Origin of the sequence: Reyranella sp. (assembly GCF_965229815.1) — a bacterium.
Taxonomy (GTDB): Bacteria; Pseudomonadota; Alphaproteobacteria; order Reyranellales; family Reyranellaceae; genus Reyranella.
Genome location: NZ_CBDDJN010000006.1, coordinates 3080122 through 3095966, shown reverse-complemented (window position 1 = coordinate 3095966; position 15845 = coordinate 3080122). Strand labels below are relative to the sequence as shown.

Annotated in this window: 16 protein-coding genes; 12 read left to right on the top strand and 4 right to left on the bottom strand. The window is 68.6% G+C overall.

Features of this window, described 5'->3' with window-relative positions:
* Positions 1–8: 8 nt before the first annotated feature.
* The 3 genes from ACO073_RS26190 to ACO073_RS26180 form a co-directional block, all read right to left on the bottom strand.
* Complete coding sequence (locus ACO073_RS26190) at positions 9–1229, bottom strand: MFS transporter (protein ID WP_422001684.1); 1221 nt, start codon at positions 1227–1229, stop codon at positions 9–11.
* 14 nt (positions 1230–1243) lie between these two features.
* Positions 1244–1708, bottom strand: a complete 465-nt coding sequence (locus tag ACO073_RS26185) for a cupin domain-containing protein (RefSeq protein ID WP_422001682.1) — start codon at positions 1706–1708, stop codon at positions 1244–1246.
* Positions 1709–1954: 246 nt separating this feature from the next.
* Positions 1955–2833 carry a LysR family transcriptional regulator gene (locus ACO073_RS26180; RefSeq protein ID WP_422001680.1) on the bottom strand — a complete coding sequence of 293 codons (879 nt, stop codon included), beginning with the start codon at positions 2831–2833 and terminating at the stop codon, positions 1955–1957.
* A gap of 139 nt (positions 2834–2972) precedes the next feature.
* On the opposite strand from ACO073_RS26180, the gene ACO073_RS26175 reads away from it, so the two are divergent.
* The 5 genes from ACO073_RS26175 to ACO073_RS26155 all read left to right on the top strand — a co-directional run bounded on the left by ACO073_RS26175 (position 2973) and on the right by ACO073_RS26155 (position 7194).
* Entirely contained in the window at positions 2973–3644 is a 672-nt protein-coding gene (locus ACO073_RS26175; protein ID WP_422001678.1) for a peroxiredoxin-like family protein, read from the top strand.
* A 68-nt stretch (positions 3645–3712) separates the two neighbouring features.
* Complete coding sequence (locus tag ACO073_RS26170; RefSeq protein WP_422001676.1) at positions 3713–4495, top strand: 3-hydroxybutyrate dehydrogenase; 783 nt, start codon at positions 3713–3715, stop codon at positions 4493–4495.
* A 13-nt stretch (positions 4496–4508) separates the two neighbouring features.
* Positions 4509–5522 carry a patatin-like phospholipase family protein gene (locus ACO073_RS26165; protein ID WP_422001674.1) on the top strand — a complete coding sequence of 338 codons (1014 nt, stop codon included), beginning with the start codon at positions 4509–4511 and terminating at the stop codon, positions 5520–5522.
* Positions 5523–5662: 140 nt separating this feature from the next.
* Positions 5663–6721 (top strand): type III polyketide synthase, encoded by a 1059-nt coding sequence (locus tag ACO073_RS26160; RefSeq protein ID WP_422001672.1) that lies wholly within the window; start codon positions 5663–5665, stop codon positions 6719–6721.
* The gene (locus tag ACO073_RS26155) at positions 6700–7194 is read left to right on the top strand and encodes an isoprenylcysteine carboxyl methyltransferase family protein (protein WP_422002221.1); all 495 of its coding nucleotides are present in this window, start codon (positions 6700–6702) and stop codon (positions 7192–7194) included. The genes ACO073_RS26160 and ACO073_RS26155 overlap by 22 nt, the downstream gene beginning before the upstream one ends.
* A 33-nt stretch (positions 7195–7227) precedes the next feature.
* Here the strand turns inward: ACO073_RS26155 and ACO073_RS26150 are convergent, their stop codons facing one another.
* Complete coding sequence (locus tag ACO073_RS26150) at positions 7228–8085, bottom strand: branched-chain amino acid aminotransferase (protein WP_422001670.1); 858 nt, start codon at positions 8083–8085, stop codon at positions 7228–7230.
* A 43-nt stretch (positions 8086–8128) separates the two neighbouring features.
* Here ACO073_RS26150 and ACO073_RS26145 point away from each other — a divergent pair, with 43 nt between their 5' ends.
* The 7 genes from ACO073_RS26145 to ACO073_RS26115 all read left to right on the top strand — a co-directional run bounded on the left by ACO073_RS26145 (position 8129) and on the right by ACO073_RS26115 (position 15817).
* Positions 8129–9007 (top strand): EamA family transporter, encoded by an 879-nt coding sequence (locus tag ACO073_RS26145; RefSeq protein WP_422001668.1) that lies wholly within the window; start codon positions 8129–8131, stop codon positions 9005–9007.
* A 131-nt stretch (positions 9008–9138) separates the two neighbouring features.
* Positions 9139–9684 (top strand): YXWGXW repeat-containing protein, encoded by a 546-nt coding sequence (locus tag ACO073_RS26140; protein WP_422001666.1) that lies wholly within the window; start codon positions 9139–9141, stop codon positions 9682–9684.
* A gap of 120 nt (positions 9685–9804) precedes the next feature.
* Positions 9805–11316: a UxaA family hydrolase gene (locus ACO073_RS26135; RefSeq protein ID WP_422001664.1), complete on the top strand. Its 1512-nt coding sequence runs from the start codon at positions 9805–9807 to the stop codon at positions 11314–11316.
* Positions 11317–11554: 238 nt separating this feature from the next.
* Entirely contained in the window at positions 11555–11761 is a 207-nt protein-coding gene (locus tag ACO073_RS26130; RefSeq protein ID WP_422001662.1) for a cold-shock protein, read from the top strand.
* Positions 11754–12221, top strand: a complete 468-nt coding sequence (locus ACO073_RS26125) for a GNAT family N-acetyltransferase (protein ID WP_422002220.1) — start codon at positions 11754–11756, stop codon at positions 12219–12221. The genes ACO073_RS26130 and ACO073_RS26125 overlap by 8 nt, the downstream gene beginning before the upstream one ends.
* A gap of 33 nt (positions 12222–12254) precedes the next feature.
* The gene (locus tag ACO073_RS26120; RefSeq protein ID WP_422001660.1) at positions 12255–13658 is read left to right on the top strand and encodes an amidase; all 1404 of its coding nucleotides are present in this window, start codon (positions 12255–12257) and stop codon (positions 13656–13658) included.
* Positions 13659–13738: 80 nt separating this feature from the next.
* Positions 13739–15817, top strand: coding sequence for an adenylate/guanylate cyclase domain-containing protein (locus ACO073_RS26115; RefSeq protein WP_422001659.1), 2079 nt, complete (start codon positions 13739–13741; stop codon positions 15815–15817).
* The last annotated feature ends 28 nt before the right edge of the window (positions 15818–15845 follow it).

Here is a 15845-nt window from a genome sequence, read left to right as displayed (position 1 = left end):
GGAGCGCACTATTGCGCGACGCCACCTTGGCGGCCGGCCGTCGCGGGTTGAAATGCCGACGGGGCATCGGCTCGATGGCCGGGGGCTATGAGCCGCGTCGTGAGCAGGCCGCCCGCGAGCAGCGCCGCGCCGATGCCGGCGACGCAGGTCGTCCAGCCGAGATCGTCGAACGCCTTGCCCAGCACGGCACTGCCAGCCAGTCCACCCAGGAAGTAGCTCGCGAGGTAGAGGCCGCTCGCGGCGCCACGGTCGACGGACGCGGCGCGCCCGACGAAGCCGGTGGCCGTCGCCTGCGCGAAGAAGGTGCCGGCCGCCACGAGGGTCAGACCCGCCATCAGGGCGGCGAGCGAGCCGGCCAGCATCAGGGGCAGTCCGGTCAGGGCGAGACCGAAGGCGGCCCACAGGGTCGGCCGCGTCCCGAAGCGGGCGACTGCCCGGCCGGCCAGCGGCGTCGTCACCACCGACGGCAGGAACACGAAGTAGACGACGCCCAGCATCATCATGTCGATGCCGAAGGGCGGTCGGACCAGGACGAAGTTCACGTAGGTGAAGGTGCCGATGAAGGCGAACAGGATCAGGAAGCCGATCGCGAAGGCGGCGCGCAGCGCCGGGTTGGCGAGATGGATCCTCCAGCTCGAGAGCGGCGAGCCGCCGGTCATGTCCATCTGCCGCATGGGCTGCGTGCGTTCGACGGTGAACCAGACCAGCACGGCGCCGCCGAGGTTGAGGGCCGCGAAGCACCAGAAGTTCGCCGCGAGGCCGAGATGGTCCACCACGCCCGCCGCCAGCAGGCGGCCGAAGAGGTTGGACGCGACGTTGCCCGTGATGCAGGCGGCGAAGGCGCTCGCCGTGTCGCGGGCACTGGTGTGCTCTCCGAGATAGGCCAGCGTCAGGGCGAAGGCGGTCGACATGCAGATGCCCTGCACGATACGCAGCAGGGTGAAGAGCGGCAGCGCCGGCATCGAGGCCAGGAGCGCCGTGGGCAGGGACAGGAGGACGAGGCTCACCAGGATGCCGCGCCGGCGGTCGATCGATCGGCCGAACAGGGCGACGGCGAGCCCGCCAGCGGCCATCCCGATCGTGCTGGCATTGACGGCGAAGCCCATCGCGGCGGGCGAGACGCCGTAGGCCGCGGTGAGCGCCGGCAGGATGGCCTGCGTCGCGAACAGATCGACGACGGTCAGGAAGGCCGTAAGGCCGATCGTGACCGCGCGCAGGACACCCGACATGCCGGACCTCCCGATCACATGTTGTGGTCGTTGGGATCGTGCTGGATGTCGAACGACAGCAGCACGACCGGCGTCGTCCCCTCGTTCTTCCACCAATGCGCGGTGGCATGGGTCTCGCGCGCGACCTCGCCGGCCTTGTGCAGGATCGGCGTGGCGCAGTTGCTGGCGTGCTCGTAGATCTGGCCCGAGACGATGTAGATCAGGGCCGGCCGGTCGCCATGGCTGTGCCAGGGCACGATGCCGCCCGGCTGGATCTCGAGCTGGCGGACGCGCATGAGATGGCCCTTGAGGGCGACCTTCTCGCCGGCGAGGTCGATCTGCGACAGGACCTTGTCGGTCACGCCCTTCGGCGCATGGGTCACGGCCTTGGTGGCGTCGGCGCGCATCTGGTTGGCCGGGCACTCGCCGGCAAAGGCGGGGCCGGCTGCGGCGAGCATGCCGGCAGCGAGGGTGGATGCGACGAGACTGCGGATGAACATGAGCTGCTCCGTGCGTTGGGCCGCGACCGGAGCGGCCGCGGCGATGCACGGAGCATCGGCGCACGGGTGGCGCGACAGAAATGCCGAGTGGCCATCGTTTCGATAGCCTCGGCGGCGGCGATGCTAGAGCCCATTCGGTCCGGCTGGAATCAGCTGGACCGAATGGGCCCGCCGAAGCACCGATCCGCGCGCGCGATTTTCCCTTGAGGTGGAACCGCAAGCGGTTCGACCTCAAGGGAAAACGCTCTACGCCGCGGTGCCCCAGGGATAGGCGAGGATTTCGCGCACGAAGGTGCCGACGGCCGGCAGGTGAGGGCGGCCGCGCACCGTCACGACCTGGATCGTGCGGACGATCTCGGGCTCGATCAGCGGCCGCACGCGCAGACCGGGCACCGACACGGCGTGCTCGGGGATGAAGGTGAAGCCGAGGCCGGCCAGCGCCATCGACTGGACCCAGTCGTCGCGGTCGGAGCGGAAGACCATCTTCACCTTGGATCCGTGCTCGCGCCACACCCGCCCGGCATGGTCGAAGAACTCGCACTGCAGGCGGTTGACGTAAGCCTGGCCGTCGAGGTCGGCCACGCGCACGGCGTTCTGGTGGTCGAACGGATGGCCGGGACAGACCCCGATAACGAATCGCTCGTCGTAGAGGCGGCGCGCGTGGAAGCGCTCGTCGATCTCCTCGGGCTGGCCGTAGACGGCGACGTCGAGCACACCCTGCGCCAGCCGCTCCTGAAGCTCGCTGTGGCCGCCGTCCTGCACGACCAGCCTCACCCTGGGATGGCGCTCGCGGAAGCTCTGCAGGAAGGGCACGAAGCGGCGAGGACCGATCGTGCACATCATGCCGAGCTTCAGCTCGACGTCTTCCAGCCGCGCGAAGCTGCGCGCCCGTTCCTTGGCCGCGTCGGTCTCGATCAGCACCTGCGCGAGATGCGGCCGCATCATCTCGCCCAGGCCGGTCAGGTGCGTGTTGTTGCGCTCGCGCCGGAACAGCGGTCCGCCCAGCTCGTCCTCCAGCCCCTTGATCGCCCGCGTGAGCGACGGCTGCGACACGTTGCAGGCCTCCGCCGCGCGGGTGAAGTTGAGCGTCTCGCAAACGGCGAGAAAATACCGAATCTGGTGCATTTCCACGGTGGCAGCTCCCCCCGCGAGCGGCCTCGCAGGCCCCGGCATAATGCCCGACCTCATCATAGCCTGCGGCTATCGACAGCCAAACCGGAAGGTATTTCCAGCCGATCCGGGGGTTCGTCAGACTTCAGTCGGCATGTCTCTTTCCCAAACGCTGCTTGAGCTCAGCCTGCGCCACAGAGCGGCGCTCTCGGCCCGCGACCGGGCCGACTTCGAGGACGAGATGGACCGCCTGCGCATGCTGCGGGTCGCGGAGGACGGGTTGGCGGTCGGCGACTACCTCCCCGACTTCACGCTGGAAGACGGCGAGGGCCGGTCCTGGGCCTCGGGCGACCTGCTGGACCGGGGGCCGCTGGTCCTTGCCCTGTTCCGCGGCGGCTGGTGCCCCTATTGCGAGCGGACCATGGTGGCGCTGGAGGAGGCGCGGCCGGCGATCGAGGCGCTGGGGGCGACGGCGGTCGGCGTGATGCCGGGCGGCCGCCAGACGGTGGCCGCGTCGGCCGCCCGGCACGGCGTCCGCTATCCGCTGCTGCGCGATCCGGGCAACGGCTTCGCCCGGACCTGCGGGCTCGCCTACGAGATGTCGGCCGGCCACATCCGTCTCCATCGCGACCGCGGGCGCGATCTCGCGACGCTGCACGAGGACAAGACCTGGCGGCTGCCCGTGCCCGCCGTGTTCGTCGTCGAGCCCAGCGCGCGAGTCGCCTGGGCATTCAGCGACGTCGATCCCGCGCGCTGGCCCGATCCGCAGGCGCTGCTCGCCTCGCTCGAGGCCCTGCGCGATGCGCACGCGCTATCGAATCGGTAGGCAGGCGGCATTTCCGGCGCGGGCGGCCGGCGCGCAAGGTGCGGTCACCGAAGAGAGGGAGATTGCACATGCTTCAGGGCAAGACAGCCATCGTTACGGGCTCCACCAGCGGCATCGGGCTCGGCATCGCCGAGGCCTTCGCGCGCTCGGGCGCCAACGTGGTGCTGAACGGCTTCGGAGAGGCGACCCAGATCGAGAAGACGCGGTCGGACCTCGCGCAGCGCACCAACGCCCGCATCGTCTATTCGCCCGCCGACATGAGCAAGCCCAGGGCGATCGAGCTCATGGTGCGGCAGGCCGCCGACACGTTCGGCGCCGTCGACATCATGGTGAACAATGCCGGAATCCAGCACGTGGCACCGATCGAGGAATTCCCCGAGGAGAAGTGGGACGCCATCATGGCGATCAACCTCAGCTCGGCCTTCCACGCCACCAAGATGGTGCTGCCCGGCATGCGCCAGCGCGGCTGGGGACGCGTCATCAACGTCGCGTCCGCCCATGCGCTGGTCGCCTCGCCCTACAAGGCGGCCTATGTCGCCGCCAAGCACGGCGTGCTCGGCCTGACCCGGGTGACGGCGCTGGAGACGGCCGAGGACGGCATCACCTGCAACGCCATCTGCCCGGGCTACGTGCGCACGCCGCTCGTCGAGAAGCAGATCGACGACCAGGCGGCCGCGCATGACATCCCGCGCGAGAAGGTCGTGTCGGACGTCCTGCTCAAGGAGCAGCCCAACCGCCGCTTCGTCGAGGTTGCGGAGCTGGCGGCGCTCGCCCTGTTCCTGTGCTCGGACAACGGCGCCTCGGTGACCGGCGCGGCCCTGCCCATGGACGGCGGCTGGACCGCCCACTGACGGAGACGAAGCCATGTCGGTCAAGCGCATCAACCTCGCCCTGCAGGGCGGCGGCGCCCATGGGGCCTATACCTGGGGCGTCCTCGACCGCCTGCTCGAGGACGATCGGATCGAGGTCGAGGCCATCTCCGGTACGTCGGCGGGGGCCATGAACGCTGCGGTGTTCGCCGACGGAATGGGCCGCGGCGGCCGGGACGAGGCGCGGCGCGCGCTCGAGGCCTTCTGGCGCAACATCAGCCAGGCGGCGCAGTACGGGCCGCTCCAGCCCAGTGCCTTCGACCGCGCCACGGCCGGCTGGAACCTCGACCATTCCACCGCCTTCGTGGCGTTCGACATGCTGACCCGCATGCTTTCGCCCTACCAGTTCAACCCGATGAACTACAACCCGCTGCGCCGCGTGCTGGAGAACTCGGTCGACTTCAAGCGGCTCGAAGGCTGCCGGGCGGTCAAGCTCTTCATCTCGGCGAGCAACGTGAAGACCGGCAAGGTGCGGGTGTTCAAGTCGGGCGAGATCACGCCCGACGTGCTGCTGGCCTCGGCCTGCCTGCCGTTCCTGTTCCAGGCCGTCACCGTCGAGGGCGAGCCCTACTGGGACGGCGGCTACATGGGCAACCCCGCGATCTTTCCCCTGATCTATGGTGCCGAAGCTGCCGACGTGGTGATCGTCCAGGTCAATCCGCTGGGCTGCGACCGCGTGCCGACGACGGCGGCGGAGATCATGAACCGGCTGAACGAAATCAGCTTCAACTCGTCGCTGATGCGCGAGATGCGCGCCATCGCCTTCGTCACCGACCTGATCGACGAGGGCAAGCTCGACAACAACCAGTATAAGCGCGTCAACGTGCACTGGATCGAGGCGGAGCAGCGGATGCGCGGGCTCGGCGTGTCGAGCAAGCTGAACGCCCGCATGGATTTCCTGCTCCATCTCAAGGAGATCGGCCGGGACGTCGCCGAAAGCTGGCTGGCCAGCCATTTCGATGCGATCGGCCAGCGCTCGACCATCGACATCAAGGAGAAGTTCCTGTGAAAGGCGTCAGCGCGTCCGCCGAGTCGCGCTAAGTTGATGGCGCGGCGGCCCGGCCGATTTGCGGAATGTCTGGCATCGAAAGGCCGACCGGCCTAGGGAAGGAGGGCCCGGCCTGACTGTCCCTCCTTGCAAGGAAGCCGATGCCGACCGATTCGTGCCTGCCCGTCGCCCTTCTCTCCGTCGCGCCGGCCATGCCGCCGCACCGCCTCTTGCAGTCGGACGCTGCGGCGGCGGCGCGGCGGATCTTCTCCCACCGCTATGCCGCCTTCGAACGGATGGCGCCGGTGTTCGACACGGCGGGAATCCGCAGCCGCTACACGGTGAAGCCGCTCGACTGGTATCTCGGCGATCTCGATTGGCCCGAGCGCAACGCGGCCTACCTCGAGGGTGCCCAGGAGTTATTCGTCGCGGCAGCAGGCGCTGCCCTCGACCAGGCCGGCATCGCGGCGTCCGAGGTCGACACGATCGTCACGATCTCGTCCACCGGCATCGCCACGCCGAGCCTGGAGGCGCGCGTCGCCGGCCGGCTTGGCTTCCGCGCCGACGTCGAGCGCGTGCCGGTGTTCGGGCTGGGCTGCGCGGGCGGCGTATCGGGTCTCGCCATCGCCAGCCGGCTGGCGCGGGCAAGGCCCGGCGCCACGGTGCTGATGGTGGCCATCGAGATCTGCACTGCTGCCTTCCGCATGGACCAGCTCACCAGCGCCAACATGGTGGCGACGGCGCTGTTCGGTGATGGCGCTGCGGCCGCCGTCGTGCGGACCGGCGAGGATGGCCTGGCGCAGATCGAGGGGGCAGGGGAACATCTGTGGGCCGACAGTCTGGACATCATGGGCTGGAAGGTCGACCCGACGGGGCTGGGCGTGATCTTCGACCGCGCCATTCCGCCCTTCGCCGAGGAGAGGGTCGGCGCGGCGGTCGAGGGCATCCTGGCACGGATCGGCGTCGACCGCGCGGCGGTCGACCGCTTCGCCTGCCATCCCGGCGGCGCCAAGGTGATCACGGCGCTGGAGGCGACGCTGCGCCTGGGACAGGGGGCTCTCGACCATGAGCGCGCTGTGCTCGAAGAGTACGGCAATATGTCCGCACCGACCGTGCTGTTCGTGCTGGAGCGGCTGGTGCGCAGCGGCATGCCGCACCGCACCGTGCTGACCGCGCTGGGTCCGGGTTTCACGTGCAGTTGCCTGTCCTTGGCGGCCTGATCCTGGCGCTGGTCACGCTTCAGCGGCTGGGCGAGCTGGTGCTGGCCCGCCGCAATACCGCGCGCCTGCTGGCGCGCGGCGCCCGCGAGGTGGCGCCCGGCCACTATCCGCTGATCGTGCTGCTGCACGCCGCGTGGCTGATCGGACTGTGGCTGCTCGTCGTCGGATACGGGCACGGCGACGTAAGCTGGCCGTGGCTCGCCGTCTTCCTCGTCCTGCAGGCACTTCGCGTCTGGGTGATCGCGACTCTGGGCGAGCGCTGGACGACGCGCATCGTCGTCCTTCCGGGCGCACCGCTGGTGCGGCGCGGCCCCTACCGCTTCCTGGCGCATCCCAACTACGCGGTCGTGGCCGGCGAGATACTGGTCCTGCCGCTGGCCTTCGGCCTGGTCTGGTTCGGCGTGGTCTTCTCGCTGCTCAACGCCGCTGTGCTGTGGATGCGCGTCCGAGCCGAAGGGGGTGCGCTCCGCTGATCAACCTTCCTGGTTTCATCGCGCTTCCGCGCCTCACATCACCCGCTGCGTGCGCGAGAACGTCATGTAGAGCTCGTGCGCCTGGCGGCCGATCGGGCCGGGCTGGAGGTCGCGGCTCTCGTAGCGGCTGACCGGCTGGACCTTGCCGGCGTTGCCGGTGGTGAACATCTCGTCGCAATCGTCGAGGTCGGCCAGCGTCACCGTGCGCTCCTCGACCGTGATGCCGGCGTTGCGCAGCAGCTTGACGACGCGGTTGCGGGTGATGCCGGCCAGGAAGCAGCCGTTGGGAACCGGCGTCGACACGGTGCCGTCCTTGGCCAGGAAGAGGTTGGAACTGCAGGTCTCGGCGACGTTGCCGGCCGCGTCGAGCACGATGCCATTCTGGAAGCCGCGCGCCAGCATCTCGGCGACGCCGCGGCTCGAGTTGGGATAGAGGCACGAGGCCTTGGCATCCGTCGGCGCACTCTCCGGCGTCGGCCGGCGAATCGAGCGGCACAGGCCGAGCGTGAGCGGGGTGCCGGCGCGCATCGGCGAGTGATAGACGCAGAGCAGGAACTGGGTGGAATCGCCGTCGACCGAGATCGGTCCGGGACCGCCCTTGGTGGCCCAGAACATCGGCCGGACATAGAGCTCGGCCTTGGGACCGAAGCGGCGGACGCCCTCGTGCATCAACGCGAGAATCTCCCCGGCGGTCTTGGTCGGCTTCAGGCCGAGCGCCCGGGCCGATCGTACGACCCGTTCCGCATGGAGGTCGAGATCGGGGCCGCAGCCCTCGAAGACGCGGCCGCCGTCGAATACCATCGAGCCCAGCCAGAAGGCGTGGTCCCGGGGCCCCAGGATCGCCGGGTTGCCCTCGTGCCAGGTGCCGTTCCAGTAGGTGAGCGTGTCCATTGTCTCTCGTCTCCGCCTCGGAAGCCGGCGCTTCTAGCAGACCATGACCGACCCGGCCAACCTGGCCCCCGGGCTGCTCGCCCTGGGGGCGGCCTTCTGCTTCGCCCTGGCGCTGATCCTGACCCAGTACGGGCTGCGGACCGTGCCGTCGTGGCGCTCGCCCCTCTACTCGATCGGCGGCTCGATGGTGGCGGCCTGTCTGGCGGCCGCTTTCTTCGTGGACTGGCGGGCCTTCAACTGGCCGGCAGCCCTCATCTTTGCCGCCGTCGGCTGCGTCTTCCCGGTCTTCGTCTCCATCCTGGCGGTGCGCTCGAACGAGCGGCTGGGACCGGCGGTGGCCGGCGCCGCCGGCAACGTCACCCCGATCTTCGCCGTGCTGGGCGCTGTGCTGTTCCTCGACGAGGCACTCAAGGTCTCCCAGGCCATGGGCCTTGTCCTGGTAGTGGCCGGCGTCGCCCTGATGGCATTGCGCGGCGGCGCCGGCGGCCGGCGCTGGTCGGTCTGGGTGCTCGGCCTTCCGCTGGCGGCAGCGCTGGTGCGCGGCGCCATCCAGCCGGCGATCAAGACGGGCCTCGGCCTGTGGCACGAGCCGCTGGCGGCGGCCGCTATCGGCTACCTCCTGTCGACCGTAGTGATCGTTTCGCTCGTCGGCCGGCGGGCGCTCGCCGCAGGTCCCGTCGATCCCATCGGGCGGCTATGGTTCATCGGTGTCGGTCTCTCCAACGGGCTCGCCACGCTTCTTCTCTATGCAGCGCTCGGCCTCGGCTCGATTACGCTTGTCGCGCCCCTGGTCGCGATCTTTCCGCTGATCGCCGTCCTGCTCAGCTTCCTCTTCCTGCGCGACGAGCGCCTTCACCTGATCGGGCTGCTGGGAATCGTCGTCAGTGTCGCCGGTGTGATTCTGCTTCTCGTGGGAACCTGAGCGTGTCCAAAACAAGGCGAAATGGGCGCGCGAATTCCCCGATACCGACGGAAACGCCCTCGCCGCGACTTGCGTAATACCGTCCATGAGCGCGCTGCCAGGACGGGGCGCGCAGACTGGAGGCAAGTGTCATGCTGAAGAACATCGTGATGACGTCGCTCGCCGCCGCCACCTTGTCGATGGCGACGGTCATGACGGCGCCCTTCAATTCGGCGGACGCGCAGGTGTCCATCACTTTCGGCCAGGCGCCGCCGCCGGCCCCCTACGAGGCCGTGCCGGCCCCGCGCGCCGGCTACGTCTGGGCGCCGGGCCACTACAACCTCGTGAACGATCGCTACCAATGGTCTCCCGGCCATTGGGTCGCCGCCCGCCCCGGCTATCGCTACGTGCCGGACAACTGGGAGCGTTATACGGCCAACGGCCGTGACCAGTGGCGTTACGTGCCGAGCCGCTGGGACCGTGACGGAGACGGCGTGCCGAACCGCTACGATCGCACGGACAACCGCCACGGGAACGGTCCGAACGGCGACCGCGACCGCGACGGCGTCCCGAACAAGTACGACCGGTACGACAACCGCCAGAGCTACAACAACCAGTACCGCCAGCAGGGCATGCTGGGCGACAGCGACCGTGACGGCATCCCCAACGTCTTCGATTGGTCGAACAACCGCCGTTAGCCGATCCCGGCTTCCGCAGAAGGACGGGTCCGCGCGAGCGGGCCCGTTTTTCTTTGGCCCGGCAGGGCCTATCATGGGGACGCCGGCCTGGCCGGCCAGAAGAAGATTCGGAGGATTCCCATGGCCGCTCCCCTGACCATCCGGCTGCACCCGGCCGACAACGTCGTGGTGGCGCGCATGGACATCCTGCCGGGCACTGCTTTCGAGGGCCCCGTCGCTGCCGCGAGCCGCGTGCCGCCCGGCCACAAGATTCTCACGCAGGCGGTCCGGCGCGGCGAGCCCCTGCGCAAGTACAACCAGATCATCGGCTTCGCGACCGAGGACCTCGCCCCCGGCACGCACATCCATACGCACAACTGCGTGATGGGGGACTTCGAGCGCGACTACGCCTTCTGCGCCGATGCGCGGCCGACCGAGCCCGTCGTGCCGCCAGCCACCTTCATGGGCTATCGCCGGGCCGACGGCCGGGCGGCGACGCGCAACTACATCGGCATCGTGACGACGGTGAACTGCTCCGCCGCGACCAGCCGCATGATCGCGTCCCGGCTCGAGCCGCTGCTCGCCGATTATCCCAACATCGACGGCGTCGTGCCGCTCACCCATGGCGGAGGTTGCGGCATGGCGGCGAGCGGGCTGGAGATGGACGTGCTGCGCCGCACCCTGGCCGGCTATGCCCGTCATCCCAACATGGCGGCCGTCGTGGTGCTCGGCCTGGGCTGCGAGACCAACCAGATCGCCGGCCTGATGAACGCCGAAGGGCTGAAGGAAGGTCCCAGGATGATTCCGATGGCGATCCAGGACGAGGGCGGGGTCTCGCGCACCGTCATGCGCGCGGTCGCGTTCCTGAAGGAACTGCTGCCGCAGGCCAACGCGGTCGCTCGCGAGCCGATCCCGGCCAGCGAGCTCATCCTGGCGCTGCAGTGCGGCGGCTCCGACGGCTATTCCGGCATCTCGGCGAATCCCGCCCTGGGCGCGGCGGTCGACCTGCTGGTGCGCAACGGCGGCACGGCCGTGCTGTCGGAGACGCCCGAGATCTACGGCGCGGAGCATCTTCTGACCCGTCGGGCGGTGAGCCGCGAGGTCGGCGAGAAGATCGTCCGCCGCATCAAGTGGTGGGAGGACCACTGCGCCCGCACCGGTGGCGAGATGAACAACAACCCCTCGCCGGGCAACAAGGCCGGCGGCTTGACCACCATCCTGGAGAAGTCGCTGGGGGCGGTCGCGAAGGGGGGGACCACCAACCTTGTCGACGTCTACGAGTATGCCCAGCCGATCACGGCCAAGGGCTTCGTCTACATGGATTCGCCGGGCTACGATCCGGTTTCGGCCACCGGCCAGGTGGCGGGCGGCGCCAACATCCTCTGCTTCACGACCGGCCGCGGCAGCGTGTTCGGCTGCAAACCGGCTCCGTCCCTCAAGCTCGCGACCAATACCGCGCTCTACCGGCGCATGACCGACGACATGGACATCAACTGCGGCACCATCGTCGACGGCGATGAAACCATCCCGGAAAGCGGCCGGCGGATCTTCGACCTGATCCTGCGCACGGCCTCCGGCGAGAAGACGAAATCCGAGGCCCTGGGCATCGGTGACGACGAGTTCGAGCCATGGAAAATCGGCGCTACAATGTGACCGGTCGGGGCTCGAGCGGCCGCCCGGCAACCAATCTTGACTTGACCGCGTTACGGCTTCATATGCGGCCCTACGACTTACGAACTTGGCCTTGCCTTGGCGGCCGAACCCACACCGGCTTCGGATTAATCCACGCGCTGCTTCCCCAAATTCCTCGAGTTGTCGCGGACCGTTGCAGCGAGCGCGCGGGCTGCTCGTTTGTATGTGCAAAGGCTCGACCAACTGCCAGGAGAGAGAAATGCCTACAGGAACGGTGAAGTGGTTCAATGCCACCAAGGGTTTCGGCTTCATCCAGCCCGGTGATGGCGGCAAGGACGTGTTCGTGCACATCAGCGCGGTCGAGCGCTCGGGCCTCGACGGGCTGCGCGAAGGGCAGAAGATCTCCTACGAGATCGCGACCGAGCGGGGCCGGTCCGCCGCCGTCAACCTCAAGGCCGCTGAGTAGCCTGAAGATCATTCCCCTGGCCGAACGACCCGACCTCGTCGGTCGGGTCGTCGCCTGGGGCTATGCCGAGTGGGGTCATCTCGATCCCACCTCTACGCTGCCCGAGCGGGAGCGCCGCGTCCGGGCCAGCCTCCACGTCGACTGCGTCCCCTGCGTATTCATCGCGCTCGATCCGGCCGATTCGCTGGTCGGCACGGCGTCGCTCGTCCTTGACGATCTCGAGGGCGATCCGCGCAATCCGTGGCTCGCCAGCGTGTTCGTTCCGGTCGAAGCCCGTCGCCGCGGCGTCGCCTCGGCGCTCGTCCGTGCCTGCGAAGCGGCGGCGCGGCAGTTCGGTCATCGCCGTCTCTATCTCTTCACGGCGTCGGCACCGGCACTCTATGCGCGCCTGGGCTGGCGGCGGCTCGAGCGGCTTGTCTATCGCGGCGAACATATTCAGGTGATGGACAAGGCCCTTTGACGCTAAGCTGCCCCGGGGGAAGGGGTGGCTGCTATGACGGCCGATCTGCACTATCTGTCGCTCGCCGAGACGGCGGAGCGGCTCGCGCGGCGCGCGCTCTCGTCCGTCGAGCTGACTGAGGCGCTGCTCGATCGCATCGACCGGCTCGATGGCCGTCTCCGGAGCTATGCGACCGTCACGCCCGAGCGTGCGCTCGACGAGGCCGCGCGCCTCGATGCGGAAAGCGCGGCAGGCCGGAGCCGCGGGCCGCTGCACGGCGTGCCTGTCGCGGTCAAGGACCTGTGCGACACGGAAGGCGTGGCGACGGCGGCCGGCATGTCCATCCATCGCGAGCGGATTCCCGGCACCGACTCCACGGTGGTCAGCCGGTTGCGGCAGGCCGGCGCGGTCCTGCTGGGCAAGCTGCAGATGACCGAGGGCGCCTACGGCCTGCACCATCCCAGCATCGACCCGCCGGTCAATCCGTGGAATGCCGGCTACTGGACCGGCGTCTCGTCGTCGGGCTCCGGCGTGGCCACCGCGGCGGGCCTGTGCTTCGCGTCGCTGGGCTCCGATACCGGCGGCTCGATCCGATTTCCATCGACCATGAACGGCGTGACCGGCCTCAAGCCCACCTGGGGGAGGGTCAGCCGGGCCGGTGTGTTTCCGCTGGCGGAGTCGCTGGACCATGTCGGACCGATGTGCCGCACCGCCCATGACGCGGCGATCGTGCTCGGCGTCATCGCCGGCGCCGATGCCGCCGATCCCACCGCCGCACCGCATGCCGTGCCGGACTATGCGGCATCGATTGCGGCCGGGGTGCACGGATGCAGGATGGGTGTCCCGGTCAACCTGGTCGGGCTGGATGACGATGCCGCGCGCGCCGTCGACAGTGCCGTCGACACGCTCCGGCTGGCTGGCGCAGTGGCCGTCGACGTCACCCTGCCATCGCTGGACGAGGCGGCCGAGCGGTGGCTCGATATGTGCGCTGTCGAGGCGGCGCTCGCCCACGAAGCGACATTCCCCTCACGCCGCGGCGAGTACGGCGCGGAATTCGCGGCGCTTCTCGACCGGGGCCGCGCCCTGTCCGGGGTCGAATACGGCCGGCTGCTGCTGTTGCGCGCATGCATCAAGGGCGAACTCGACCAGCTGCTGTCGACGATCGATTTCCTGATCCTGCCGACCATGGGCGTGGCCGCTCCTTCGCTGGCCGCGTTGCGGACCCGTTCACAGCAAAGCGTCGCGTCGCGGCTCCGCTATACGGCGCCGCTCGACATGAGCGGTCACCCGAGCCTGACGCTGCCGGGTGGCTTCACGGCCGACGGCGTGCCGGTGGGGTTCCAGATCGTCGGGCGCGGCTTCGACGAAAGCCGCCTGCTGGCGGCAGGTCACGCCTTTCAGCAGGCGACCGACTGGCATCTGAGACGGCCGCCCGATATGCCGCCGGGCGTCGCATAGACGATGGAATCGCGATCCGTTACCATGCGATTCCCCTTTTACGTGTGGCGCAGGAAGTCGCCGCAAACGACGGATTCTCCATGATTTTTCCTCGGAGCAATCTGCGTCTGAAGCCGAGCATCCTGACGTCGTTCGTGCTGCTCACGCTGCCGGTATTCTGCGCCATCATCGGCGTCACCTATTTCTCCAATGACCGGCTCGCGCGCGCCAATGCCCAGGAGCTGGTCGAGCGCTTTCGCGCCGACGCCATCGACAACATCGAGCACGATTTCACGCCCATCAAGTCGCTGGTGCGTTCCGCGGCGGCGCTGGGCAGCCAGAATCCGGCCTTCTACGAGGACGGCCGCTGCTTCCGGTACTTCCACTCGATTCTGATGCACAGTCCCAAGATCGTCAGCGCCTATGTCGGGCTGAGCGACGGGACCTTCCGCCAGACCCGCCGCATCGACGCGGCGGTCAAGATCCAGGACGAGCTGCCGCCCGAGGGATCGCGCTTCGCCTATCGCTGGATCGTGCGCAAGCCGGGCGAACCCGTGCTCGACCACTATCTCTTCCTCGACGCCGACCTCAAGCGGCTGGGCGAGAGCGAGCATCCGACGACCTACGATCCGCGCACCCGACTTTGGTATCGCAGCGCGGCCGACGCCGGGACCGAGATGATCTCCGATCCCGACATCTTCGCGACCCTCGGCCTGATCGGCTTCACGGTGGCGGCGCCGTTCTACAGCAACGGCAAGCTGCGCGGGGTCGCCGCCATCGACATCACGCTGACGGGGCTCGGCCAGTATCTCGCGGAGCGCAAGGTCAGCCCGGGAACGCTGAGCTACATCCTCGATCACCAGGGAAGGGTCATCGCCGCATCCGACCTGTCCAAGACCTATGCCAACGTCGACGGCAAGCTCGAACTGCTGCACGTCACGTCACTGCCCAGCGAGCTGCCGGCCATCGCCTTCAGCGCCCGGCCGCGCGGCAGCGACGGCCTCTACACGTTCACCTACCAGGACAAGGAGTATGTCGGCAGCCTGTCGACGCTCTCGCCCGAGTTCGGCAAGCGCTGGCAGCTCTTCATCGTGACGCCGATGCTGGATTTCACGGGCACCTTCCAGCGCAACAACCTGCGCCTGGCGGCGTTCGGCCTGCTGGCCGTCGTGGTCCAGATCATCGTCATCTACCTTCTGACGAGCGTGATCTCCGCGCCGCTGGAGAAGCTCGCCTTCAAGGTCGGCAGGATCCAGGAGCTGGGCGGCGAGCAGCTGCCGGCCGTCACCTCCTCGATTCGCGAGATCGCGGTCCTGTCGCGGGCGATCGACACGCTCGATGCCGCGGTCAAGTCCTTCTCCGCCTTCGTTCCGATCGGCCTGGTCAGCCAGCTCCTGCAGTCCGAGCAGAAGCTGGAGCTGGGCGGCCACAGCCGTTTCCTCACGATCTTCTTCTCCGACCTCGAAGCCTTCTCGTCGCTCTCGGAAGAGGTGCCGTCGCAGGAGCTGCTGCTCAGGGTCTCGGCCTATCTGGAACTGGTGACCAAGACCGTGAACCAGGAGCACGGCACGATCGACAAGTTCATCGGCGACGGCGTGATGGCGTTCTGGGGCGCGCCGGCGCTGCTCGACGATCACGCCTGGCGCGCCTGCGTCGCGGCCATGCGCATCCAGCGCGGCATGGACGCGCTGAACGGACGCTGGGAAGCCGACGACCTCAAGCCGCTCAATGTCCGCATCGGCATTCACAGCGATGCCGTGCTGGTCGGCAACATCGGCTCGCGCGAGCGCATGAGCTACACGGTGATGGGGGACGGCGTGAACATCGCCTCGCGCCTCGAGGGCATCAACAAGGAGTTCGGCATCCGCGTGTGCATCAGCCACTCCGTCTTCAAGGAGGCGGGGGAGCGGCTCTGCGTGCGGCCGATCGACGACGTCGCGGTCAAGGGCCGCCGCGCCAAGGTGCCGATCTACGAGCTGATGGGCGTCTACGGCGCCGACGATCCGGGTCTGGAGCCCGACGCCGCGACGCTCCGCCTTTGCAAGTTGACGCGGCTCGCGTACGAGGCGCTGGTCCGCGAAGACCACGCGCTGGCGGCGCGCCGCTACCGCGAGATTTTGACCGAGTTTCCGCACGATCCGGTGGCTTCGGCGTTGGCGAAGCGGCTCGTTACGGTATGAGCTTTGGGAGTGTGCACGGCATGAGCTT

Bases quoted from the DNA above. Each gene is read 5' to 3' on its own strand.
- ACO073_RS26190 (WP_422001684.1), bottom strand. From the start codon at position 1,229: ATGTCGGGTGTCCTGCGCGCGGTCACGATCGGCCTTACGGCCTTCCTG.
- ACO073_RS26185 (WP_422001682.1), bottom strand. From the start codon at position 1,708: ATGTTCATCCGCAGTCTCGTCGCATCCACCCTCGCTGCCGGCATGCTC.
- ACO073_RS26180 (WP_422001680.1), bottom strand. From the start codon at position 2,833: ATGCACCAGATTCGGTATTTTCTCGCCGTTTGCGAGACGCTCAACTTC.
- ACO073_RS26175 (WP_422001678.1), top strand. From the start codon at position 2,973: ATGTCTCTTTCCCAAACGCTGCTTGAGCTCAGCCTGCGCCACAGAGCG.
- ACO073_RS26170 (WP_422001676.1), top strand. From the start codon at position 3,713: ATGCTTCAGGGCAAGACAGCCATCGTTACGGGCTCCACCAGCGGCATC.
- ACO073_RS26165 (WP_422001674.1), top strand. From the start codon at position 4,509: ATGTCGGTCAAGCGCATCAACCTCGCCCTGCAGGGCGGCGGCGCCCAT.
- ACO073_RS26160 (WP_422001672.1), top strand. From the start codon at position 5,663: ATGCCGACCGATTCGTGCCTGCCCGTCGCCCTTCTCTCCGTCGCGCCG.
- ACO073_RS26150 (WP_422001670.1), bottom strand. From the start codon at position 8,085: ATGGACACGCTCACCTACTGGAACGGCACCTGGCACGAGGGCAACCCG.
- ACO073_RS26145 (WP_422001668.1), top strand. From the start codon at position 8,129: ATGACCGACCCGGCCAACCTGGCCCCCGGGCTGCTCGCCCTGGGGGCG.
- ACO073_RS26140 (WP_422001666.1), top strand. From the start codon at position 9,139: ATGCTGAAGAACATCGTGATGACGTCGCTCGCCGCCGCCACCTTGTCG.
- ACO073_RS26135 (WP_422001664.1), top strand. From the start codon at position 9,805: ATGGCCGCTCCCCTGACCATCCGGCTGCACCCGGCCGACAACGTCGTG.
- ACO073_RS26130 (WP_422001662.1), top strand. From the start codon at position 11,555: ATGCCTACAGGAACGGTGAAGTGGTTCAATGCCACCAAGGGTTTCGGC.
- ACO073_RS26120 (WP_422001660.1), top strand. From the start codon at position 12,255: ATGACGGCCGATCTGCACTATCTGTCGCTCGCCGAGACGGCGGAGCGG.
- ACO073_RS26115 (WP_422001659.1), top strand. From the start codon at position 13,739: ATGATTTTTCCTCGGAGCAATCTGCGTCTGAAGCCGAGCATCCTGACG.